The sequence below is a fragment of the Phaeobacter sp. A36a-5a genome (assembly GCF_037911135.1).
GTDB classification, from domain to species: domain Bacteria; phylum Pseudomonadota; class Alphaproteobacteria; order Rhodobacterales; family Rhodobacteraceae; genus Phaeobacter; species Phaeobacter bryozoorum.
In genome coordinates this window covers 2,227,619-2,250,362 of sequence record NZ_JBBLYU010000001.1, presented here as the reverse complement: position 1 = coordinate 2,250,362, position 22,744 = coordinate 2,227,619, and the positions used below count along the sequence as shown (strand labels likewise).

General features: G+C 61.4%; 24 protein-coding genes. 13 read left to right on the top strand and 11 right to left on the bottom strand.

What is annotated here, in order from left to right; all coding sequences use genetic code 11:
• Nucleotides 1–6: 6 nt before the first annotated feature.
• Nucleotides 7–1,026, bottom strand: a complete 1,020-nt coding sequence (locus tag WLQ66_RS10490) for a ribose-phosphate pyrophosphokinase (protein WP_340546248.1) — start codon at nt 1,024–1,026, stop codon at nt 7–9.
• A 215-nt stretch (nt 1,027–1,241) separates the two neighbouring features.
• Here WLQ66_RS10490 and WLQ66_RS10485 point away from each other — a divergent pair, with 215 nt between their 5' ends.
• Nucleotides 1,242–2,096: an alpha/beta fold hydrolase gene (locus tag WLQ66_RS10485; protein WP_340546348.1), complete on the top strand. Its 855-nt coding sequence runs from the start codon at nt 1,242–1,244 to the stop codon at nt 2,094–2,096.
• Between the two features lie 114 nt (nt 2,097–2,210).
• Here WLQ66_RS10485 and WLQ66_RS10480 read toward each other — a convergent pair whose 3' ends face one another.
• Nucleotides 2,211–2,639 (bottom strand): hypothetical protein, encoded by a 429-nt coding sequence (locus tag WLQ66_RS10480; protein ID WP_340546247.1) that lies wholly within the window; start codon nt 2,637–2,639, stop codon nt 2,211–2,213.
• 92 nt (nt 2,640–2,731) lie between these two features.
• Here WLQ66_RS10480 and WLQ66_RS10475 point away from each other — a divergent pair, with 92 nt between their 5' ends.
• Nucleotides 2,732–3,634, top strand: a complete 903-nt coding sequence (locus tag WLQ66_RS10475; RefSeq protein ID WP_340546246.1) for a LysR family transcriptional regulator — start codon at nt 2,732–2,734, stop codon at nt 3,632–3,634.
• Nucleotides 3,635–3,701: 67 nt separating this feature from the next.
• Here the strand turns inward: WLQ66_RS10475 and WLQ66_RS10470 are convergent, their stop codons facing one another.
• The 5 genes from WLQ66_RS10470 to WLQ66_RS10450 all read right to left on the bottom strand — a co-directional run bounded on the left by WLQ66_RS10470 (nt 3,702) and on the right by WLQ66_RS10450 (nt 7,677).
• A complete protein-coding gene (locus WLQ66_RS10470; RefSeq protein WP_340546245.1) occupies nt 3,702–4,736 on the bottom strand; it encodes a threonine aldolase family protein in 1,035 nt (344 codons plus the stop codon).
• Nucleotides 4,737–5,207: a YcgN family cysteine cluster protein gene (locus WLQ66_RS10465; RefSeq protein WP_340546244.1), complete on the bottom strand. Its 471-nt coding sequence runs from the start codon at nt 5,205–5,207 to the stop codon at nt 4,737–4,739.
• On the bottom strand, nt 5,204–6,136 hold the full coding sequence (locus tag WLQ66_RS10460) for a bifunctional riboflavin kinase/FAD synthetase (protein ID WP_340546243.1): 933 nt from the start codon (nt 6,134–6,136) through the stop codon (nt 5,204–5,206). Before WLQ66_RS10460 ends, WLQ66_RS10465 begins: the two co-directional genes overlap by 4 nt.
• A 75-nt stretch (nt 6,137–6,211) precedes the next feature.
• On the bottom strand, nt 6,212–6,655 hold the full coding sequence (locus WLQ66_RS10455; RefSeq protein ID WP_340546242.1) for a MaoC family dehydratase: 444 nt from the start codon (nt 6,653–6,655) through the stop codon (nt 6,212–6,214).
• A 146-nt stretch (nt 6,656–6,801) separates the two neighbouring features.
• Nucleotides 6,802–7,677, bottom strand: a complete 876-nt coding sequence (locus tag WLQ66_RS10450) for a TIGR01459 family HAD-type hydrolase (RefSeq protein WP_340546241.1) — start codon at nt 7,675–7,677, stop codon at nt 6,802–6,804.
• A gap of 140 nt (nt 7,678–7,817) precedes the next feature.
• On the opposite strand from WLQ66_RS10450, the gene WLQ66_RS10445 reads away from it, so the two are divergent.
• A complete protein-coding gene (locus tag WLQ66_RS10445) occupies nt 7,818–9,785 on the top strand; it encodes a methyl-accepting chemotaxis protein (protein WP_374015557.1) in 1,968 nt (655 codons plus the stop codon).
• Between the two features lie 658 nt (nt 9,786–10,443).
• On the opposite strand, the gene WLQ66_RS10440 is transcribed toward WLQ66_RS10445, so the two are convergent.
• Nucleotides 10,444–11,364 (bottom strand): manganese-dependent inorganic pyrophosphatase, encoded by a 921-nt coding sequence (locus WLQ66_RS10440; protein ID WP_340546239.1) that lies wholly within the window; start codon nt 11,362–11,364, stop codon nt 10,444–10,446.
• A 213-nt stretch (nt 11,365–11,577) separates the two neighbouring features.
• On the opposite strand from WLQ66_RS10440, the gene WLQ66_RS10435 reads away from it, so the two are divergent.
• The 7 genes from WLQ66_RS10435 to WLQ66_RS10405 all read left to right on the top strand — a co-directional run bounded on the left by WLQ66_RS10435 (nt 11,578) and on the right by WLQ66_RS10405 (nt 18,721).
• Nucleotides 11,578–12,288, top strand: coding sequence for a DUF2161 domain-containing phosphodiesterase (locus WLQ66_RS10435; RefSeq protein ID WP_340546238.1), 711 nt, complete (start codon nt 11,578–11,580; stop codon nt 12,286–12,288).
• A 169-nt stretch (nt 12,289–12,457) separates the two neighbouring features.
• Complete coding sequence (locus WLQ66_RS10430; RefSeq protein WP_340546237.1) at nt 12,458–12,745, top strand: co-chaperone GroES; 288 nt, start codon at nt 12,458–12,460, stop codon at nt 12,743–12,745.
• 75 nt (nt 12,746–12,820) lie between these two features.
• Nucleotides 12,821–14,470 (top strand): chaperonin GroEL, encoded by a 1,650-nt coding sequence (gene groL / locus WLQ66_RS10425; RefSeq protein WP_340546236.1) that lies wholly within the window; start codon nt 12,821–12,823, stop codon nt 14,468–14,470.
• A 306-nt stretch (nt 14,471–14,776) separates the two neighbouring features.
• Nucleotides 14,777–15,670 carry an HNH endonuclease gene (locus WLQ66_RS10420; RefSeq protein ID WP_340546235.1) on the top strand — a complete coding sequence of 298 codons (894 nt, stop codon included), beginning with the start codon at nt 14,777–14,779 and terminating at the stop codon, nt 15,668–15,670.
• Between the two features lie 92 nt (nt 15,671–15,762).
• The gene (locus tag WLQ66_RS10415; RefSeq protein WP_340546234.1) at nt 15,763–16,644 is read left to right on the top strand and encodes a DMT family transporter; all 882 of its coding nucleotides are present in this window, start codon (nt 15,763–15,765) and stop codon (nt 16,642–16,644) included.
• Nucleotides 16,645–16,742: 98 nt separating this feature from the next.
• Complete coding sequence (locus WLQ66_RS10410) at nt 16,743–17,576, top strand: alpha/beta hydrolase (protein WP_340546233.1); 834 nt, start codon at nt 16,743–16,745, stop codon at nt 17,574–17,576.
• Nucleotides 17,573–18,721 (top strand): alpha-D-ribose 1-methylphosphonate 5-triphosphate diphosphatase, encoded by a 1,149-nt coding sequence (locus WLQ66_RS10405; protein ID WP_340546232.1) that lies wholly within the window; start codon nt 17,573–17,575, stop codon nt 18,719–18,721. Before WLQ66_RS10410 ends, WLQ66_RS10405 begins: the two co-directional genes overlap by 4 nt.
• Nucleotides 18,722–18,871: 150 nt before the next feature.
• Here WLQ66_RS10405 and WLQ66_RS10400 read toward each other — a convergent pair whose 3' ends face one another.
• The 3 genes from WLQ66_RS10400 to WLQ66_RS10390 all read right to left on the bottom strand — a co-directional run bounded on the left by WLQ66_RS10400 (nt 18,872) and on the right by WLQ66_RS10390 (nt 20,793).
• Nucleotides 18,872–19,948 carry a 5-(carboxyamino)imidazole ribonucleotide synthase gene (locus WLQ66_RS10400; RefSeq protein ID WP_340546231.1) on the bottom strand — a complete coding sequence of 359 codons (1,077 nt, stop codon included), beginning with the start codon at nt 19,946–19,948 and terminating at the stop codon, nt 18,872–18,874.
• Complete coding sequence (gene purE / locus WLQ66_RS10395; protein ID WP_340546230.1) at nt 19,941–20,441, bottom strand: 5-(carboxyamino)imidazole ribonucleotide mutase; 501 nt, start codon at nt 20,439–20,441, stop codon at nt 19,941–19,943. Before purE ends, WLQ66_RS10400 begins: the two co-directional genes overlap by 8 nt.
• A gap of 127 nt (nt 20,442–20,568) precedes the next feature.
• A complete protein-coding gene (locus WLQ66_RS10390) occupies nt 20,569–20,793 on the bottom strand; it encodes a YdcH family protein (protein WP_340546229.1) in 225 nt (74 codons plus the stop codon).
• Between the two features lie 178 nt (nt 20,794–20,971).
• On the opposite strand from WLQ66_RS10390, the gene WLQ66_RS10385 reads away from it, so the two are divergent.
• The 3 genes from WLQ66_RS10385 (at nt 20,972) to WLQ66_RS10375 (ending at nt 22,744) form a co-directional block, all read left to right on the top strand.
• The gene (locus WLQ66_RS10385) at nt 20,972–21,385 is read left to right on the top strand and encodes an Hsp20 family protein (protein WP_072505182.1); all 414 of its coding nucleotides are present in this window, start codon (nt 20,972–20,974) and stop codon (nt 21,383–21,385) included.
• A gap of 5 nt (nt 21,386–21,390) precedes the next feature.
• Nucleotides 21,391–21,615 (top strand): DUF1150 family protein, encoded by a 225-nt coding sequence (locus WLQ66_RS10380; protein WP_340546228.1) that lies wholly within the window; start codon nt 21,391–21,393, stop codon nt 21,613–21,615.
• Between the two features lie 247 nt (nt 21,616–21,862).
• On the top strand, nt 21,863–22,744 hold the full coding sequence (locus WLQ66_RS10375; protein ID WP_340546227.1) for a PhzF family phenazine biosynthesis protein: 882 nt from the start codon (nt 21,863–21,865) through the stop codon (nt 22,742–22,744).

The following is a 22,744-nucleotide window of genomic DNA, read 5'->3' as shown; positions in this document are numbered from 1 at the left end:
CGCTGTTTAGCCGTTGCGCGACAGCGACTCGTAGATCGGAACCAGCGTCTTGTCCTCGAACAGAGAGGACACGGAGGTGCCGTGCCAGATATTGAGAATGGCCTGAGTGAACAAGGGCGCGGTCGGCAGGATGCGAATATTCGGCGCGCCAAGGACCGCTTCGGTCGGCTGAATGGTGTCGGTCAGCACCAGCGATTTCATCACCGAGTTTGTCACGCGCTCAACAGCCGGGCCGCTCATCACACCATGGGTGATATAGGCGTGGACCTCCTTGGCCCCATTGTCGAGCAGCACCTGCGCCGCCTTGCACAGGGTGCCGGCTGTGTCGCACATGTCGTCGATGATCAGGCAGATCTTGTCGGTGACATCGCCAATCACGGTCATTTCGGCAACCTCGCCCGCTTTCTCGCGGCGTTTGTCGACGATCGACAGAGGCGCGTTGATGCGCTTTGCCAGTTCACGGGCGCGGGCCACACCGCCGACGTCCGGTGACACGACCATGAGTTCGTCCATGCTGTCCTTGAACTGGTTTTTCACATCCAGAGCAAAAATCGGCGAAGCATAGAGGTTGTCGACGGGGATATCGAAGAAGCCCTGGATCTGGGCCGCGTGCAGGTCCATTGTCAGAACCCGTTCGATGCCCGCACCGGTCAGCATATTCGCCACCAGCTTGGCCGAGATCGGCGTGCGGGCCTTGGTGCGGCGGTCCTGGCGGGCATAGCCGAAATAGGGGATCACGGCGGTGATACGCTGGGCAGAGGAGCGGCGCAGGGCATCTGCGATGATCAAGAGCTCCATCAGGTTGTCATTGGCCGGGTTCGAGGTCGGCTGAATGATGAACATGTCCTCACCGCGGACGTTCTCATAAACCTCGACGAAGATTTCGCCGTCGTTGAACCGCTCGACCCGGGCATCTACGAGGCCCTGATCAACGCCGCGGTGCATCGACATGCGGCGGGTAATGGTTTCGGCAAGCGGAAGATTGGCGTTCCCAGCAATCAGCTTGGGTTCGTTCAAAGTCGGCATTGGCTGTTATCCCCAGGCAGCAATGGCAGTGTGACAGATTCGTGATGTTGAACCCCGCTTAGCATGGGCGTACCGTCGCGCCTAGATTTAATGCGGGAGAACAGGCCCATGGTGGCAAACGACAGGGCAGGGGAAACCTGCTGGAGTTGCGCAGAGGAGCAGCGAAGAAGGACCTTGGTTGACGGTGGCATCGCGACCGCAAAAGGGCAGTCATGATGGCGGAAATCTCGGCCGGGCTGGCGCAGCCCGTGGTCACCCATTCCTTTGGTCGCGGCAATCGGCAGGTTCTGGGAGTCCATTGCTCCCTTGCCCATTCCGGTGCCTGGCGTGGTCTGGCGACCATTCTGGAAGAACATGTGACGATCTCAAGTTTCGACATGCTGTCGCACGGGCGCAGTCCCGATTGGGACGGTGAGGGGCTTTTGCAACTGCGCAATGCCGAGGCCGGTCTGGCCCTGATCGAGTCGAAAAACCTTGCCAAGGACGGGCCGATTGACCTGCTGGGCCATTCCTTTGGTGCCACGGTGGCGCTGGCAATGGCGCAGATGCGGCCTGACCTGGTGCGCTCTCTGGTGATGATCGAACCTGTGTTTTTTTCGCTGGGGACAGCGACGACGACCGATCCCGAGGCGCTTGAGGCGCTGCGCCGGGACCACATGACCGTTCGCGAAACCTATCTCAACGGTGATGTGGAGCAGGCGACTCGCCTGTTCAACCGGGCCTGGGGAGCAGGCCATCCGAAATGGCCAGATTTGCCCGAAAGCGCCCGCAGCGCCATGGTCCGCAGTTTTCCGGCGGTGATGGCCTGCGATACGCAGATCTACGACGATATGCTGGGCGTGCTGGAACCGGATAAGCTGGCGCTGCTGACGATGCCCTGTCTGCTGATTGATGGCGGCAAAAGCCAGCCCATCATGCATGAGGTCATTCGCGCTCTTGCCGCACGACTGCCGGAGGTGACCTGCCGAAGGGTCGAGGCGGCGGGACATATGCTGCCGATCACACATCCGGCCGAGACGGCGGCTCTGCTGCAAAGCTTCTGGCCGGACGTGGCGCTGACGCATGCCTAGGCCCTAGCCGATGCTGCGCGGCCCCGAGCGGGCGTTCCCGTAGCAAGAACCCGAAGCGCGCCAGAGGCGGCTTCGGGTTTTTCAGCTTGCGACGTCAGGGCGCGTGAGTTGGCCTCAGAGATCGGTCACCGTGGTGACGGTTTCGCGGAAATAGTCAATCTTGCCGTCCTTCTGGTGGGACAGGATGAAGGTCACGCTTTCCACCATACGATCCCGCACCGCGTAGTGATAGCGCTGCTGGAACCGGGTGTTATACCAGCCATCCCCCAGATCCTGTGATGTCAGATCCACGATTTTTGTTCCCTGAGGGAAAACCTCGGGGCCAAGCCGGGACAGGATCACGCCAAAGCCCTCGATATCGGTGGCCTGTTGCCAGCTGACGTCGACGCCATCGCTGTCGCGGTAATGGTCGATGCGAAAATCGATATCCGGCGCGATAAAGCCCATCAGGGCGGGGTCGCCTGCCTCGAACAGGCGCAGCAACTGCTCGATTTCGGGGGCGGTTGTGGCTTGGGGCGCGGGGGCGAGGGTGGTTGCGGACATGATGCTCTCCTGTTGAGTGGTGCCGACAGGATGGCAAAGATACCGACTATAGGGAATTGCTCTGGAGGCTATCCATGTTATAGTTTGAAGCTATGGATGATCTGACACCGCTACGATATTTCCGGGCTGCCTATGAAATGGGAACCTTCAGTGCTGCGGCACGGGCCTGCGATGTGCGCCAGCCCTCGGTCTCGGCGGCAATTGCCCGACTTGAGCAACGGTATGGCGGCCCGGTGTTTCGGCGCGGTCGGGATGGTCTGACGCCAACCGCGCTCGGGCATGAACTCTATCAGCAGGCAGGCGGGGTGCTGGCGCAGATGAGCCAGCTTGAGGCGCGGCTAAAGGGGCATGTCGCGCAAACGGTAAGGGTGTTCTGCGCGCCCGACGTCTTGATGGCGGCATTTGAGGATGGGCTGGCCCGGATCCGGCGGGCGGAACCACAGGCGCAGTTTCAGTTCAGCGAGGATCCCACGCAGGCGGATCTGCATTTTGCGGCTGAGAGCTGCCTGCCACGGGGCTGCGGTTTTCATCCGCTCTGGCAGGAGCGCTATGGTCTCGGTCTGCCCTCTGGGCATCCTCTGGTGGCAAAACCGCAGCTGACGCTGGCAGATCTTGCGGATGAGGCCCTGATTGCGCGCCCCTATTGCCCCAGCGCGGACCGGTATCTGGCTGAACTGGCGCGGGATGACGGCGGGACGGGGCTGCGGGTGGCGGCCAGCGCGATACATGATGCCCAGCTGATGGATCTGGTGGCTGCCGGTTTGGGAATGGCGCTGATGCCAATGTCCCATGGCGATGCTCACAGGGGCATTGTGCTGCGGGAGATTTCGGACGTCGACCCGGTAACGCGGGTGGTTGGTGTCGGCTATCGCAAAACAGGATTTGCCGACGCCATGGCGCGGCATTTCCTGAGCCGCCAGAGCTTCATGGGTGCTGGCGCCGGGGGTGGCAGCGCTCCGGGTGGCGGGCCCGCGATGACCGCCGAGCCGATGTGACCGGGAGCCGCCGGTGGGCGGCAAACCGGCGTCCCATTAGAAGGTGGCGGCCCAACCGCGATATGTGTCAGAGAAGCGCGAGAAACGCGTCTATCTGGTCGTCTTCTATGGACCAGTCGCAGACGAACCGCGCGGTGACCTCTTCGTCCGCTGCGCCTTCCAGGCCGCCGTCCCAAAGGTGATAGACCGCGCCGGCGTCGAACAGCCGCTGGTGGGTGGCGCGTGGAAGGGCGGCAAAGATCATGTTGGCCTGCGGATCATGGCTGAACCGGGCGCCTTTGCTGCGCAACCCTGCCGCCAGACGCGCTGCCTTGGCATTTGCCGCGCGGGCGTTGTGCAGCCAGAGATCATCGGTCAGATAGGCCAGCATCTGCGCTGACAGATAGCGATGCTTGGAGAACAGATGCGCCCCGCGTTTGCGGCGATATTCGAACTCCTGCGCTTTGGCAGGGTCAAAGAAGATCACCGCCTCAACCCCCATGCAGCCGTTTTTGGTGCCGCCAAAAGACACCGCATCCACGCCTGCTTTCCAGGTCATCTCGGCGGCGGTGCAGCCCAGCGTCACCAGCGCATTGGTGAAACGTGCACCATCCAGATGCACCGGCAGACCGTAGGATTTTGCAACCTCGCAGAGCGCGCGCAGCTCTTCGACCGAATAGACCGTGCCAAATTCCGTCACCTGCGTGATCGAGACGGGACCGCGCTGCGGCCCGTGGACGCCGCGATTTTCCTCGCCCTCAAGGGCTTGGCGCAGATCGGCGGGGGTCATCTTGTCAGCATCGGTCACCAGCGTCAGCTTGGCGCCGCCGGTGTAGAACTCAGGCCCGTTGCATTCATCGACGTTGATATGGGCCTGTCGGGTGCAGAACAGCGTCTGCCAGGGCTGCGACAGGGTCGAAAGGGCCAGTACATTGGCGGCCGTGCCGGTTGCGACGAGGTAGACCGCTGCGCCGGGGGCGTCAAAGATCTCGCGGATGCGGGTGGTGACCTGTGCCATCTCGTCATCTGCACCGTAGCCCATGGCATAGCCGGTGTTGGCCGTTGCAAGGGCTGCCAGAATTTCAGGATTGGCCGGACCGGAGTTGTCAGAGGCGAAATGCATTTAGAGCGGCTCCTCGATTATATGCTCTTCCCAGTCTTCTTCGGGAGTGTCGAATTCCGATACGGTCCAGCCCCGCACCGAGACACCGGCCTCATGCACGCTTGCGGGATCACCGGTGATCAGCGGGTGCCAGTCGGGCAGCGGCTTGCCTTCCCAGAGCAGCCGATAGGCGCAGGTCTGTGGCATCCAATAGGCGTGGGTGTCCAGATTGTCGGGCTTCAGCACGATACATTCGGGGACAAACTGATGGCGGTTCTCGTAATGGGCGCAGCGGCAGGTGGCATCATCCAGCAGACGGCAGGCAACCCGGGTCAGCGCCACTTCGCCGCTGTCTTCATCCTCCAGCTTGTTCAGGCAGCATTTGCCACAGCCATCGCAGAGCGCTTCCCACTCGCGGTTGTTGAGCTTTGTCAGCGGCTTCTTTTCCCAGAAGCGCTTGCCCAGCCCGTTGCGGTCAATGCCCTGGCTCATAGCGCCGCCAACAGCTGGCGCGCCGTGATGCAATCAGCGTCCATCTGGGCCAGCAGCCCCTCCAGCCCGTCGAAGGTCATTTCCGGGCGCAGGTATTCGACCAGCCCCACAGACAGCGTCGCGCCATAGAGGTTGCCGGTGAAATCGAACAGGAAGGTTTCAATATTGGGATGGCTGCCATCGAACATCGGGCGCACTCCGACGGAGGCGGCGCCATGATAGCTGCCCCGATAAGGGCCATCCAGCACATCGACCAGCACGGCATAGACGCCAAAGGCGGGCTGATGCAGCCCGTCGATCGACATGTTCGCCGTGGGATAGCCCAATTCGCGGCCGCGTTGTTCGCCGCCAATGACCTCGCCTTCGATCCGGTGCCAATGGCCGAGCATATTGGCGGCATCGCGCGGCCGCCCGTCGCTGAGCGCGCGGCGGATGGCGGTGGAGGAGACCGTGTCCTCGGAATATTCCATCAGCGGCGCCACGGTGACGCCGAACCCCATCTGGTCGCCAAAACGCTGGAGATCGTCGGCAGAGCCGGCGCGACCCTTGCCGAAACAGAAATCCGAGCCGACGACGACATGGCGCAGGCCTAGACCGTCGGCAATCACCTTGCGGGCAAAGCCCTCGGGCGTGAGACCGGAGAGGGCGGCATTGAAATTCAACTGGTAGAGACGCTCCACCCCCAGTTTTTCCAGCCGCGATGCCCGGGCTTCGGCCGACATCAGGCGAAACGGCGGGGCATCGGGGGCGAAGAACTCCCGCGGGTGAGGTTCGAAGGTCAGGACCCCGAGCGGCGCCTCGGGCACAGCGTCGCGGGCCAGGTCGATGACCGATTGATGGCCGCGATGGACACCATCGAAATTGCCGATGGCGGCAGAGGCCCCACGATCCTTTGGATCTACGAATTGAAAGTCACGGATAATGCGCATGGCCACTGCCTAGCTGCGCCGGGGCGCGCTTGCAAGAGCCATGCCACGGGGCGCCACAGCTTGGCGGCCATCGCGTCAGTCGAACTTGCGTGACGGCGCCATCACCATGGCTTCGCCGACCAGCACCTTCTTGCCCTCCACCATGCAGCGGCAATCCAGCTTGACCCGGCGTTTGTCGATCTCGATGCCGGTCACCTCGACCTCCGCAAGCACGAGATCGCCGGGGCGGACGGGGGCAAGAAACTTCAGGGACTGGCTCATGTAGATGGCGCCATGGCCGGGCAGTTGCTCGCCAATTACGGCAGAGATCAACCCGGCAGTCAGCATCCCATGGGCGATGCGCCCCTGAAACATGGTGTCCTGCGCGTAATCTTCATCCAGATGCACCGGGTTGTGGTCCGTTGAGACCTCGGCAAACATCTCGATATCCTTGTCCGTCACCTCTTTGCGCAGATAGCGGACCATCCCCATTTCGATATCTTCGATGCAGATCGTTCCGCGCGGAAAATTGTCCAACATATGCCTCTCCTGTTGCCGTTGCTCTGCGAAAAATTGCGCGGTGCTGTCTACGGGTCGCGGGTCGAACCTGAAACAATCGGGCAAATGCAGACTTGTTACGGCAACTTTATTACTTTGCAGTCGCAGAAAGGCAAGTGTTTTCTCCGTTAGCGCAATCTGCCGATAGAATAGGTCGGTGCAGATTTTTCCTTTTCCAAATAGGTGCTTAGCGCGGCTTCATCGGGCTGGTGGTCGGTTTTGGTCTCTTTTGCTGCAAGTCCACCTGTAATGAAGAGTGAGTCCAGACCTTCGCCCATTGCGCCCGAGATATCGGTGTGGGGGCCGTCACCGATCGCCAATATGTCACGGTCGGCGATATCCAGGCCCAGCTCCGCCAGACGCCGCCGCGCCAGATCGTAGATCGGCGGGTGGGGCTTGCCGAAGTACAGGCTCTCGCCGCCCATTTCCGTATAAAGCCGCGCCAGCGCCCCGGCGCACCATTCGCGCGTCTCGCCGCGATCAACCACGATATCGGGATTGGCGCAGAGTAGTTTCAGCCCCATCTGCTTGGCATAAAGGAAATCCGGGCGGTTCACATCCGGGTCGGCCTGCGTATCGAAGGGGCCGCAGCAGACAATGCCTTCGGCCTCCTTCAACGGAACGCGGGTCACATCAATCGGATCGTCCAGCATCTTCAGCGGCTCAAAGAAGCCGGCATCGCGCTCCCATTCACCCATGAAATAGACCTTGCGGCCAACGGCACCGCTGAACATGGCGGCGCGTGCGGAATCGCCGGAGGTGGCAATGGTGTCATAGGCATCCTGAGGGACGCCGAAGTCGCCAAGCTGTGCCGCAACCCCCGCCCTTGGCTTGGGCGAGTTGGTCACCAGCACAACAACACCGCCTGCCGCGCGATAGGCCTGCAAGGCAGCCACGGCCTCGGGGTAGGCGGTGATACCGTTGTGCACACAGCCCCAAAGATCGACAAACAGGGCTTTGTACTGGCTTGAGACCTCGGCGAGGGAGGCAATGAGTCGGGTCATGGGACAGGTCTTTCACATGGGATTTCGGCAGTTCAAGCTATGCCAGAGCCTGCGGAATTTGACCAGATCGGCGATGTTTCCGGTTTTTTAACAACAGAGGCGTAGAACAGGTCGAGGCTACAACCCAGAGGTGTGCGGTAATGTTTCGAACGATGTCAACAAAAACCCGATTTATTATTTCGGGTGCGGTATCCGTTTTTGCGATTGTTATATTGGCTCTGATATCTGTCTACAGCCTGTGGCAAAGCGAACTGGAGCTTGAGCGGCAGATTGATGTAACCAAAACGGTGCGCCACGAGCTGAAGGTCGACCTCCTGCATGAAGAGTTGCACGCGGAAGTGATCTATCTCGTGTTTGCCGGGGATCATGCGACCGCAGCCGAGAAAGAGGCGCTGCGCGCACGAGTGGTCCAGGCCAGCGAGGAGCTTCGCAAGAATCTGGAATTGCTGAAAAACGATTCCTTGCCACCAAAGGCGCTGGCGCAGGTCGAGGGGATGGTGGCGGAGGTTGATACCTTTGTCGGTCAGGGCGTCGCCCTGGCAGAGCTGGCCGTCACCGACCCGGTCGCCGCGGAGGCTGCTGTTGATGCCTTTCAGGACAGTTACGCGGCCCTCAATGAGAAATTGCACCCGTTGAGTGACTGGATTGAAACCTCGGCGGTCGAAACCGCAAAGGCGGCGCGGGCACATGACATGCTTCTGCTTTATGTCCTCTTGGGAACATCCGCCCTGTTGGTCTTGGTGACGCTCTATAACGCGCGCAAGATGACCATGAACATTGTGCGCCCGATTGATCGGCTGCGCGAAGCCCTGCGCGAAGTCGCAGAAGGGGATTTTGGCATCAAGGTCGCTGAGCGGATGCGCGGTGACGATTTTGGCGAGATTGCCCGCGATATCGACCGTGTGTCGGCCCGGGTCATCAGCGAGCTGGAGAAACAGAATACCCTGCGTGTGGAGGGTGAGCATGTCATCGACCGGCTGCGTCAGGGCCTGCAGGCGCTGGCGTCCGGGAACTTCAGCGTTCGCATCGCAGAGAGCTTTGGCGAGGCCTATGATCCGCTGCGGATGAATTATAACGAAACGGTCGATAAACTGAATGAGGTGATGGCCCAGGTGGTCAAGGCAAGCGCCGCGATCCAGGCGCAATCCGATGAAATCCGGTCCGGTGCTGAAGACATGTCTGCCCGCACCGAAAGCCAGGCGGCCACGCTAGAGCAAACGGCTGCCGCACTGGAAGAAATGACGGTCAGTGTCAACAACTCCGCCCAGAACGCCAAAGCCGTCGAAAGCGCTGTGGATTCCGCGCGCAAGGATGTTGAAAACAGCGGCCGGGTCGTGGAGGGCGCGATCGAGGCGATGAATGAGATCGAACGCTCGTCCGGGCAGATTTCGCAGATCATCGGCGTGATCGACGACATTGCCTTCCAGACCAACCTGCTGGCATTGAACGCTGGTGTCGAGGCGGCGCGGGCAGGTGAGGTCGGGCGCGGTTTTGCCGTCGTCGCCTCCGAGGTGCGCGCTTTGGCGCAACGGTCATCGGATGCCGCCAATGAGATCAAGTCGCTGATTTCGGCCAGCACCAGAACAGTGGAAGAGGGCGTGGAGAAGGTCGATAGCGCCGGCAAGGCCCTGTCGCAGGTTGTCGGCGAGGTGGTCAATATCGCCACGCTTGTCTCTGGTATCTCTTCGGAATCCGGTGAGCAGGCGCAGGGGCTGAACGAAATCAACATCGGTGTTGCCCAGCTGGACAATGTCACCCAGCAGAATGCCGCGATGGTTGAGGAATCCGGCGCTGCCATCCTGAAGATGAACAGCGAGACCTATGGTCTGAACCAGATCGTCAGCCAGTTTGTCCTGCTCTCAGCAGATGGTGCCGCAGGCCGCGCACCCTCAGCGGCGGAGCGCGCAGCGGCCGTTGTCGAGGCAGGTCACCCGGATGAGGAGCGTTGGGAAGACTATAACGAAGTCTCCGCCCATGGGCCTGTTTCCGGCGACGGTATCGATGATTGGGACACCGACCGCGCATCGCTGCACAAGTCCGTGGGGTCGAAAGCAGGGGATGCCGGTGACGATTGGGCGGATCGGGATGCGGTTGCCAATTTCGCCTGACGGCCTGAGCGCCTGATAGTCGTCTGTGGGGCACGGTAGGCAGCTGACCACGCGCCGGTTTCAGGCTTGCCGCCTGCCGCGCGTGGCGGCCTGTCACCTGGGATCGGGCGTCAACTTCGCCCGGTGCAATCTGAACCGACCGGCCTCGGTCAGCCGATGCCTGTAAGCGCATCGGGCGCCCGCGACTTTATGGCGGGATTGCCTGCGCCAATGCCTTTGCATGACGGAAATGCCAATGCCGGTCGATAGATCCACGTCACCTCTGGCGGTGCTGTCTCCTTTGCCGAGGCGCTGACGCCGGTCGCGGCGCTTTGGCCCCTTTTGCACCGGGGCGGGCTGGGATGACTTAGGTATCCGTGACTTACTTTCGCCCTGAGGCGTGATTTGCTGGAGTGTCATCCGGGGACCGCGACACGGGCAACCACAGCAATTGGTCAATGCGCACCGCAGATGCGGCAAACAGAGGTCCGGGGGGATCCGCAAGAGGGTGGCGATCGCTCTGCGCGTGCTACCAGCACCTGGTTGCCGGTCGATCGAAACACGCGGTGGTATCACCCGAAGATCGGACCGCCGGCTACTGCAGGTCCATCATAAAAGATGCGGGCCTCCTTAGAAGACCCGCATCTTTCGCATTTCATAGGCTCGAAGGCGCCGGGCCTTAGATTGTCAGATTGGGGATGATCTGTTTCTTGCGGCTCATGATCCCCGGCAGCACAACGCTATCGCCCTCCGCTGTGGCGCCAAAGCTCTTGGCCGCGAGGGTTTTCACCAGGTCGTTGGGCACCAGAAGGGTGGCTTCTTCCTTCAGGATATCCACCACAAAGAGCAGAACCTGATCAACGCCATCTTCGGCAGCGACGGTTGTCATGGTTTCCATCAGCGACGCCTTGCGATCCAGCACAACGGCGGGAGCGGTGGTTTCCAGAACCGAGACCCGGAATTTGGTGCCTTCGACCGCGTATTCCTTGGAATCCATCCGCAGCAGCTCTGCGTCGGAGAAGGCCGAAACATCGGATTTCGCGGCAAACATCTCGGCGGCATAGGTGGCGATATCGACGCCGAGATCTTCGGCCAGGCTATAGGCCACGGCTTTGTCTTCCTGAGTGGTGGTCGGCGAGCGGAATTCCAGCGTGTCGCTCAGAATGCAGGTCAGCATCGCGCCTTTGATCTCGCGTGGTGCCTGCGCCAGATCGCTGCCGATCATTTTCCACATGATGGTCGCGGTGCAGGCGACCGGCTCGATGCGGATGTCGATGGGGCCTTTGGTTTCCAACCCGCCGACCAGTTTATGATGGTCGATGATCGCACGAACGTCAGCGCCATTGATATTGGCGGGCAGTTCAGCCGGGTTGTTGGTGTCGACGATGACGACAGGCTGATCATCGGCCACATCGCTGATGATCTCCGGCTTTTCCAGCCCCCAGTGTTGCAGCATGAAGGCCGCTTCGGTGTTGGGCTCGCCCAGCAATTTCGGAGCGGCTTCGACGCCTTTGATCTGGTTCAGATACCACGACCAGATGATGGCGGAGCCGGTGGAATCGGTATCGGGGGATTTATGGCCGAAGACGAAGGTAGTCATTGAAGTGTGTCCTATGCAGATGCCGGAATTTTGCGCGTCTTATAGGTGGGGGCGGCGATCTTGTCACCCCGGCCCGTTGTCTCGTCAATGCAGCTATGCCGTCCGTGCAGACCAGGGCAGCGCAGGCGCGCCAGGGGAGCCAATGGCTGCGGATCATTGCCCTGATTTGGCGAATGGCTTTTCCTCTGCTGCGGCTAGGGGTAGCATTGCGCCATGACCCGCGAAGATCAGCTTTATCCGCCCGTGAAGGCCCTGTTGGAACAGCAGGGGTATACCGTGAAGGGGGAGGTGGGGGCCGCTGATGTGGTTGCCTGCCGGGGCGATGAGCCACCGGTCATTGTCGAGCTGAAGTTGCGGTTTTCACTGTCGCTGTTCCATCAGGCGATCACGCGGCTTGCGCTGAGCGACCTCGTTTATATCGCTGTGCCGAAACCCGCTGGCCGCCAGGCGCGGCGGTTGCTGAAGGACAATCTGGCGATGTGTCGGCGTCTGGGGCTGGGGCTGATCACGGTTCTGCCGGATGGTCGGACGGAGGTCCAGTGTGATCCGGGGCCTTATGCGCCGCGAAAATCGGCCAAGAAACAGGCGCGGCTGCTGCGCGAATTTCAGCGCCTGCAGGGGGATCCGAATGCCGGTGGGGCCACCCGCCACGGGATCGTGACCGCCTATCGCCAGGACGCCCTGCGCTGTGCCGCCCATCTGGCAGACCACGGGCCGAGCAAGGGGGCCGCCGTGGCCAGGGCAGCGGGCGTCCCGCAGGCCACCCGGATCATGGCGAGCAATCACTATGGCTGGTTCATGCGGGTCGCCACCGGCATTTATCAACTGACCGAGGCCGGTCAGGCGGGGCTGGTTCATTGGGCGCATAGCTGGGAAGCGCTGGGGGCCGACGATGGGACAGCGGTCGAGGTGGGCCCTGCGTGATGGCCGCGGCAGAATATTGCCATAAAATTTCCCAACCAACCTGTTGACAGGACCGCACGCCCTGCCTAGCTATTCGTTCGTTAGCACTCGACAGTATTGAGTGCTAACACCCTCTGCGGGGAGCAGGGGGGCGAGACAACAACCTTTGAGCCTTTAAGGAGCTACAAAGATGGCATTGAAACCGCTTCATGACCGCGTGCTGGTCCGTCGCACCGAAAGCGAAGAAAAAACCGCCGGTGGTCTGATCATCCCTGATTCCGCCAAGGAAAAGCCGAGCGAAGGCGTTGTCGTCGCAACCGGCGAAGGCGCACGCAAGGACAGCGGCGAGCTGATCGCAATGGCTGTTTCGGCTGGCGACAAGATCCTGTTCGGCAAATGGTCCGGCACCGAGGTCACCGTCGACGGCGAAGAGCTGCTGATGATGAAGGAAAGCGACATCATGGGCATCATCGAGTAAGACACCGGGTTTTTCCCAAGTCTGCTCTGATCCCTGATCGCTTAAACCCACAGAATTTCTCTAGGAGAGTAAAAAATGGCTGCTAAGGACGTCAAATTCGACACCGATGCCCGCAACCGTATGCTGCGTGGCGTCAACATTCTGGCCGACGCCGTGAAAGTGACCCTGGGCCCGAAAGGCCGCAATGTGGTTCTGGACAAATCCTTCGGCGCACCGCGCATCACCAAGGACGGCGTGTCCGTGGCGAAGGAAATCGAACTGGAAGACAAGTTCGAGAACATGGGCGCCCAGATGGTGAAGGAAGTTGCTTCCCGCACCAACGACGAAGCCGGTGACGGCACCACCACCGCAACCGTTCTGGCCCAGGCCATCGTCAAAGAAGGCCTGAAGCAGGTTGCAGCCGGTCTGAACCCGATGGACCTGAAGCGCGGCATCGACCTGGCAACCTCCAAGGTTGTTGAAGCGATCAAAGCCTCGGCCCGCGACGTGAAAGACAGCGACGAAGTTGCGCAGGTTGGCACCATCTCCGCTAACGGTGAAGCAGAAATCGGCCGTCAGATTGCTGACGCGATGCAGAAAGTCGGCAACGAAGGTGTTATCACCGTCGAAGAAAACAAGGGTCTGGAAACCGAGACCACTGTTGTCGAAGGTATGCAGTTCGACCGCGGCTACCTGTCGCCCTATTTCGTCACCAACCCCGACAAGATGGTTGCAGAACTCGACGACTGCATGATCCTGCTGCACGAGAAGAAACTGTCGTCGCTGCAGGCAATGGTTCCGCTGCTTGAGCAGGTGATCCAGTCGCAGAAACCGCTGCTGATCATCGCTGAGGACGTCGAAGGCGAAGCGCTGGCAACCCTGGTTGTCAACAAGCTGCGCGGCGGTCTGAAAATTGCTGCTGTCAAGGCACCGGGCTTCGGTGATCGCCGCAAGGCCATGCTGCAGGACATCGCAATCCTGACCGGCGGCCAGGTCATCTCCGAAGATCTGGGCATGAAGCTCGAGTCCGTCACCATGGACATGCTGGGCACCGCCAAGAAAATCGAAATCACCAAAGACGAAACCACCATCGTTGACGGCGCTGGCGAGAAGGCCGAGATCGAAGCACGCGTTGCCCAGATCCGCACCCAGATCGAAGAGACCACCTCTGACTACGACCGTGAGAAGCTGCAAGAGCGCGTTGCCAAACTGGCAGGCGGTGTTGCCGTGATCCGCGTCGGCGGCATGACCGAAGTGGAAGTGAAAGAGCGCAAAGACCGCGTCGACGATGCTCTGAACGCAACCCGCGCAGCCGTGCAGGAAGGCGTCATCGTTGGTGGTGGTGTTGCTCTGGTTCAGGCCGGCAAGGCACTGGACGGTCTGGAAGGTGCAAACTCCGACCAGAACGCCGGTATCATGATCGTTCGCAAGGCCATCGAAGCGCCGCTGCGCCAGATCGCCGAGAACGCCGGTGTTGACGGTGCCGTGGTTGCGGGCAAGATCCGTGAATCCTCTGACACCAGCTTTGGCTACAACGCCCAGACTGATGAATATGGTGACATGTTCTCCTTCGGCGTGATCGACCCCGCCAAAGTGACCCGCACCGCGCTGGAAGATGCAGCCTCGGTCGCAGGCCTGCTGATCACCACCGAAGCCATGGTTGCCGACAAGCCCGCCAAAGAAGGCGCGGCAGGTGGCGGCATGCCCGACATGGGCGGCATGGGCGGCATGGGCGGCATGATGTAATCACAAATCCCCTTGGGATTTGGGATGAGGCAAAAGGCGATTGGCTGCAGGTTTGTTATCTGGGCCAATTCGCCGGAAGCCCACCGCTGATGACTGGAAGAATTAGGGGCTGCCTTCGGGCGGCCCCTTTTCGTTTCGGCGGGGAGAGAGAAGGCCCGCCTTGCGGGCCTGCCTCCGGCGGGAGTATTTTTGGAAAGGTGAATGAGGGGGGGCGTCGCAGCGTCGGCATATTTGGCCAGAAAGAGGGGATGATGCCTCTTGTCTCTTCTCTTTTCGTTTTCGAAACAAAGACCTAAAGTTTCCGCCATGGTCAAAGCAGTTTTTATTCAGTCCTCGCATTCGGGTTATGACGACCAGCCTGGAAAAGCGTATCATTTCCCGAAGAAGCTCTATTTGAGCCGGGTCGAGCAAACCGTGGGCGACTGGGTCATCTTCTACGAGGGGCGGCGCGGCGGCGGTAAAGGGTACCATGCTGTACAGCGTGTCCTGAAGGTGCAGGATGACCCTGAGGACCCAGCATTGGCCTATGCGCTGCTGGACACAGGCAGTGAGCTGTCCTTTGAGAATTTTGTTCCCCGATGGGTAGAGGGGCAGGGACCCTATGAAACCGGGCTGCCACGGTCGCGCGGCAGCAACACAAGCGCGGTGCGGCTGATCTCCGACGCGGATTTTGCGCGCATTATCAATGCCGGCCTGACTGCGCGCGAAGAGCCGAATGCCATTCCGCGAACCGGGGATTTCACCGCGGAACCTGGTTTTGCCGAAGCACAGGTCGCTTTTGAAACCCCAAATGGACCTCGCGAAACGCTGCTGTCCCAGCGGGCCTTCCGGGATAGTAGTTTTGCAAGACAGGTCAAACATGCCTATGGCGGCCGCTGTTCGGTGTCGGGGCTGGAGTTGCGCAATGGCGGCGGGCGGCCGGAGGTCGAGGCCGCCCATATCGTGCCGGTTTCGGAATCTGGTCCGGACACGGTGCGCAATGGGCTGGCCCTGTCGGGAACGGTACATTGGATGTTTGACCGAGGTCTTCTGTCGATCAGTGACGACCATGAGGTGCTTGTTGCGAAGAAGGCGGTGGATGACGCGACGCTGGATCGTTTGCTGCTGCCGGACCGGCGATTGATTGAGCCTGTGAACCCCGCATTCAAACCACACAGATCATATCTCCGCTGGCATCGGGAGAATGTCTTTAAGGGTTAGAGGCGCTTCGGGGCACATGTTCAGTCGAAGATAGATCTCTGACCCGAAAATATCACTGGTCCCAAGTTGGTTTGCGCGATAGCAGCCAGTTCATGCGCCTGTTTCTTCTTGTCTTCCTCACCATGGTGGCCTTTGCCGCCAATTCCATCCTCAGCCGACTGGCGATCGGAGGCGGGCATATGGAGGCTACAAGCTTTGGCCTTTTGCGCGTGCTGTCCGGGGCGGTCACGCTGGTTGGGCTCTGTGCCCTCAGCGGGCTGTCGCTGAGACGTGATCGACGCCAGACCTTCTGGGGGGCGGCGGCGCTTACGACCTATATCGTCGGGTTCTCCATCGCCTATGAGGACCTGGATGCAGGGCTTGGCGCGCTGATCCTGTTCGGCGTGGTGCAGGTGTCGATGTTCCTGTGGGGGGCGCTGCGGGGCAGTCCGGTCGCGCCGGGGCAGGTCGCTGGCGCGGCAATTGCTCTGGTCGGGCTTGCTGCGGTGGTCTGGCCGACCGACGGTGTGCCAGCGGCGCCGCTGGGGGCCTCATGCCTGATGGCGCTGGGCGGTCTTGGATGGGCGGGCTACAGTCTGCTCGGACGGGGCGCAAAGGCACCACTGGCGGCAACGGCTGTGAATTTCGCGGCGGCGAGCGTGATCATGGTGCCCGCGGTGCTGATCTTCGGCGCGGACATCGTCATCTCTCCATGGGGCGTGGTGCTGGCCATTGTGTCCGGCGCAGTAACCTCGGGCCTTGGCTATGCGCTCTGGTATCACGTCTTGCCACAGCTTGCGCCCGCCGTGGCTGCCACGGTTCAGCTGTCGGTGCCGGTGATCGCGATCCTCGCCGGTGCGGTTGTGCTGGGAGAGGTGATTGGCCTGCAGCTGACCATTGGCGCGATCGCTGTTCTGGCCGGTATTGCAATCGTCGTCCTGTCTGGGCCGGGGCGCAGGCGGGCGGCGGGCATCCCGGCGGGCAAAGAGGGCTAAGGCGCCGCGTCACGGCTCCGGGAATCGCGGTCTGCTCTTTCCGTTGAGGTGAAATGCCCCTATCTGCGGTGTCACGACCCCTTGAGACCGCGAGCACAATGACCCGACATTCCACCACCTTCTTAGCCAGTATTTCGGCATGTGTCGCCGCGATCCTGTGTCTTGCTCCGGGATTGGCCCGTGCAGATTGCGCGATCCTGCTGCACGGTCTGGCGCGCAGCGAAATCTCGCTGGCGGTTATGGGGCAGGTGCTGGAGGCGCGCGGCGTCAAGGTCGTGACACCCGGGTACCCGTCAACCGACAAACCGGTGGCGGTGCTTGCCGCGGAGACGCTGCCGGATGCGGTCGGGCAATGTGCGGAGCAGATATCGCAAGGCGAGCAGATCCACTTTATCACCCATTCGATGGGCGGCATCCTGCTGCGCCACTGGTTGCGGGAAAACCGGCCAGAGGCGCTGGGGCGGGTGGTTATGCTGGCTCCTCCCAACCACGGCAGCGAATTGGTGGACGAACTGGGCGACTGGGAGGTCTTTGGCCTGTTGAACGGGCCTGCGGGGCTGCAGCTGGGAACCGGCGAGGACAGCCTGCCCAACCAGCTGCCTGCTGCCAGTTTCCCGGTTGGGGTCATCGCCGGGCGCTTCTCGCTCAACCCGGTGTTTTCGGCCATCATTCCGGGGCCGGATGACGGCAAGGTGTCGGTGCAGAGCACATATCTGGAGGGCATGGCGGATCACATCGTGTTGCCCGTGACCCATACTTTCATGATGAATAATCCGCAGGTCATTGCGCAGGCGTTGCATTTCCTCGACAGGGGGCGCTTTGACCCCGATCTGACATGGTTTGAGTCCATCACGGGTGAGATAGAGGAGGCCTGTGCCGGTGGTCGGTGCAGCGCCGATGGGGATCAGCTGCAAGGGGAGGCCCGGCCATGAGCACGCTTGAACTGACATTGACCGGTGCAGATGTACTGCGCCCGGACGGGATGGAGCGCGCTGGTGTGCTGGCGCTGGCAGCAGGTCGGATCCAGGCCGAGCGGGCGGGGCGGCAGATTGACCTGACCGGATATCGGATCCTTCCGGGGATCGTTGACTGTCACGGCGATGGGTTCGAACGTCACCTCGCGCCCCGGCGCGGTGCCATGAAACAGATGGTCGAAGGGGTGATCGCCGCAGAGGCAGAACTGGCGGCAAACGGCATCACAACCGGTGTTCTTGCCCAGTTCTACTCCTGGGAGGGGGGGCTGCGCGGTCCCGACTTTGCAGATCAGGTCTTTGAAGGGATCAAATCCGCAAAACCCCGTGTCGTTACCGATCTGATTCCGCAGCTGCGGTTTGAAATCCACCTGCTGGAGGCCTACGATGATCTGCCGGCACAGATCGCGGGGTGGCAGGTCCCCTATGTCGTCTTCAACGATCACCTACCTCATGACCGGCTTGCGCAAGGAAAAAAACCCCCCCGGTTGACCGGCCAGGCGCTCAAGGCAGGGCGTAATCCGGAGGTTCACTGGCAGATGTTGCAGCAGATGCATGCCCGCAGACCCGAAGTGCCCGCGGCGCTGGATCAGCTGGCCGCAAAGCTTCAGGCCGCAGGCGTCTGTTTGGGCAGCCATGATGACCATACAGCGGATGACCGCATCACCTGGCGCCACCGCGGCGCGCGGATCTCCGAGTTTCCCGAAACAATGGAGGCTGCAGAGGCCGCGACATCAGCGGGCGACCCTGTCATCCTCGGCTCACCCAATGTGGTGCGCGGAGGCTCACACAAGGGCAATGCCTCGGCGCTTGATCTGATCGCCATGGGGCTCTGCGATGCGCTCGCCTCCGACTATCACTACCCCAGTCCGCGCCGGGCGGCTCTGATGCTTGAGAAAACCGGTGTTCTGGATTTTGCCTCAGCCTGGAGGCTGGTTTCAGCAGGCCCGGCGCGTATCCTCGGGCTGGAGGATCGCGGAGAGCTAAGGCCCGGACAACGCGCCGATCTCGTGATCCTTGACGCCCAGGGTGGTGTTGCAGCCACGCTCTCGGGCGGCAGGGTCAGCTATATGAACGGCGATGTGGCAGGCCGCTTTCTGGTCTGACAGATCCGCCGCGTCGCCGGGAGGGGAGCGCCGCGCATCAGGCCGGATGGCCCTCTTTGCGGCGCGTAAAACCGGCGGGGCCGCTTTTACTGCCCTGCCGCCATCTTCTGGCTCAAAATATCCCGGGGTTTGGGGCAGAGCCCCAATTAGTCAGGTCTGTGGCAGCTGCACCCGGTTCACATGGCCCATCTTGCGGCCCGGCTTGGCTTCGGTCTTGCCGTAGAGATGGATGGCGCAGCGGGTTTCCTGAGCCAGCTCAGGGATCCGGTCCACATCGGCACCGATCAGGTTCTCCATCACCACATCGCTGTGCCGCTGCCCATCGCCAAGGCTCCAGCCAACAATTGCGCGGATGTGTTGTTCAAACTGATCCACGGCGCAGCCATTCTGCGTCCAATGGCCGGAATTATGCACCCGGGGAGCGATTTCATTCACGATCAACCCCTGTGGCGTGACAAAGAGTTCGACCCCGAGGACGCCCACATATTCCAGCGCGTTCAGGATCTTGCCTGCCATCAGGACCGCGTCCATACGCTGTCCGGCGCTGAGGCGCGCGGGCACTGTCGTTGTATGAAGAATGCCGTCGCGGTGAACATTCTCACCGGGATCAAAACAGGCGATCTCGCCGCTGACGCCGCGCGCGGCGATCACTGAAATCTCATGGCTGAAGGTGACAAACCCTTCCAGGATCGAAGGGGCGCCTCCCATCTCGCTCAGCGCGGTGGCTGCGTCATCAGGCGCCTTGATCCGGGCCTGCCCCTTGCCGTCATAACCGAAGCGGCGGGTTTTCAGGATCGAAGGGGTGCCGATTGTTGCCAGCGCCGCGTCGAGGCTGGCCTGATCGGCAATATCGGCGAAAGCTGCGGTGCTCAGGCCGAGATCCTGCAGAAAGGTCTTTTCGGTCAACCGGTCCTGGCTGATCCGCAGGGCCTCACGGCCGGGGCGGATGGGTTTGTGCTGTTCCAGCAGGTCCAGCGCCGACGTCGGGATGTTCTCGAACTCATAGGTGATCACATCAACAGAGGCGGCAAAGCCTGCCAGCGCGTCCGCGTCCTCATAGCTCGCGGTTGTCACCTTATGGGCGACATCTGCGGCCGGGGGATTTGCACTCGGCTCGAAGATATGCGTGCGAAAGCCGAGACGGGAGGCGGCGACCGACAACATGCGGCCCAGCTGGCCACCACCGAGAATGCCGATGGTGGCGCCTGTGTTCAAACGATCAGTCATCAACCGGTTCCTCTGGGATCGAAGCGGAAAGAGCCGCGCGCCAGTCGTCGAGACGCCGGGCAAGTTCGGGATCCTGCAAGGCCAGAATTCCGGCGGCCATCAATCCGGCATTTGCTGCACCGGCGGCGCCGATGGCCATGGTCGCAACCGGGAAGCCCTTGGGCATCTGCACGATGGAATAAAGCGAATCAACACCGGAGAGGGCGCGGGTCTGAACCGGCACACCAACCACCGGAACGCGGGTTTTCGACGCGACCATACCGGGGAGGTGGGCGGCCCCGCCGGCGCCTGCGATGATCACCTGCAGACCACGTTCGGCGGCAGATTTGCCATAGCTCCACAGCCGGTCCGGGGTGCGATGGGCCGAGACGATCTTGGCCTCATAAGGCACGCCCAGTTCGTCGAGGAGGGTGGCGGCTTCTTTCATGGTTGGCCAGTCGGACTGACTGCCCATGATGATGCCCACTTTGATGTCGGCGGTATGCTCTGGCATAGGCTCGGATCCTGTCATGCCGCGGGCCTGCGAACCCGCTGGGTTGGAGGAAGCGCGCACTATAGAGAACCCTGTGCATCGCGCAATGCGGCATTGGAGCTGTCGGGCGCGTTGGCTGGATGGGGGATCAGGCGATGATATCCGGTGTCAGCCGGTCTTCGATCAAGGCAATCTTGTCTTTCAGGATCAGCTTCTGCTTCTTCAATCGCTGAATGGTCAGCTGATCGCTGGTCCCGCGCTCCTGCAGGGCCACGATTGCTTCGTCCAGATCGCGGTGTTGCCTGCGAAAGACCTCCAGCTCCACCTGTAAAACATCATCGGTTTTCATGGAGATATCGGTTGGTGCGTTCATTGGCGACTCGTCGGCTGGCGGGTTAATCTTTGGCGAATATTACGCTTTTAGAGGCTTTTGCGCCAGCGCCGCGGTGCCTTGGGCTTGTGAAAACAGATAAAACATCCATATTCTTAGGGAAGCGGTCGCCATAATGGGGCCGTCGCCATACGTCGCTTTAGAATCAAGGACGAAACCCGTGTCTAAACTCACACTTGGCTCGTATCCGCATATGTTGGGATTTGAGCAGCTGGAACGCCTCTTGGAACGCTCGGCCAAATCCGGGAACGAGGGCTACCCTCCCTATAATATCGAACAAACCTCAGATCATTCCTATCGCATCACGCTGGCGGTGGCCGGCTTCGGCGAGGCGGATCTGGCGATCACTGTCGAGGACCGTCAACTGGTCATCCGGGGACGCCAGAGCGATGACAGCGATGGCCGGGTGTTTTTGCACCGGGGCATTGCCGCGCGGCAGTTTCAGCGCATGTTTGTGCTGGCGGATGGGGTCGAGGTGGGGGAGGCCATTATGGAAAATGGCCTCTTGCATGTCGACCTGACCCGATCGCGGCCCGAAACCGTGGTTCAGACGATCAATATCAAGAAGGGGTAAGACAGATGCATACAGCCTATCAGTTCAACGATGCCGACAGCCGCATTGTCTATGTCAAGGCGGTTGATGTCGCGGATCTCCCTGCGGAGGTTCAGGCCGGTGCCGCCGGGCGCAGCCACCTCTATGCGGTGCATGATGCCGCTGGTGAACAGCTGGCCCTGGTCAGCGACCGGAAAATGGCCTTTGTTCTGGCGCGGCAGCATGATTATGCGCCGGTGCCGGTGCACTAATAGATATTGCCGCACGGCGTGAGCAACGCCCGCGCAGGTGATTGCAAGCGGATCGGGCGCCATATCCATGGCGCCCTTTTTGTTGGGTGGGTGACAGCTGCGGCGGGGCTCTCAGGCTGTCCGGCAGGCGCTGCGCGCAGGTGCAATCAAAGGGGCAGGCGGCAACTCCGGGCCCAAATCCGCTTGCGATGCCGCGTGCGGCGTGATCTTGCTGACGCAGGACCGTGATCACGCCGGGGAGGGTACATTGCGATACGATTTTGACTGGGTAGATGCCTTTTCGGGCCGGGCCTTTGGTGGCAACGGCTGCGCAGTGGTCCATGGCGGCGCCGGGCTGAGCGATGAGATCTGCATGGCCTATGTGCGCGAGACCTCGCTGGTGGAATGCACCTTCACCGGCCCGTCACAGGTTGCCGATGTGCGGGTGCGCTATTTCCTCGCCAGCCGCGAGATCCCTTTTGCAGGCCATCCGACCATTGCCACCGTGGCAGCCTTGCGCGACCGTGGCCTGATGGAGGGCGATGTGATCACGCTGGAGACCGGAGCCGGTCTGGTGCGGGTGAGCATGGCGGATGATCTCATTGAAATGACCCAGATCGCGCCAGAATTCGGCGCATTTGCCGATCCGCAGCTGGTCGCGGCGGCGGTTTCGCTGCCGGTGGAGGCGATTGTTGGCCGACCGCAGCGGGTGTCGACCGGATTGCCGTTCTGTATCACGGTGTTGCGGGACCGTGCCGCGCTTGAGGCCGCGACGCTGGATGTGCCGGCGCTGGCCCGGCTGGGGGCGGCAATGGGTGCCGACGGTATCGACATGATGGAACCGTTTCTGGTGACCTTGAGCGGTGCCACCGCCGAGGGGGACACATTCTCGCGGCTGCTGATGGCCCCGCCGAGCCCGCCGGAGGATCCATTTACAGGCTCGGCGACCGGCGCCATGGCCGCCTATCTGTGGCACCACGGTCTGATGGAGCGCGACCGTTTCATTGCCGAGCAGGGACATGGTCTTGGCCGTCCCGGTCAGGCTGTGGTGACGCGGGTTGGCCCGGCGGATGCGATTGAGGGCGTGCGGGTGGCGGGCCGGGGCTATGTTCTGATGCGCGGCACCGTAGATCTGCCAGACCTCGGCTGA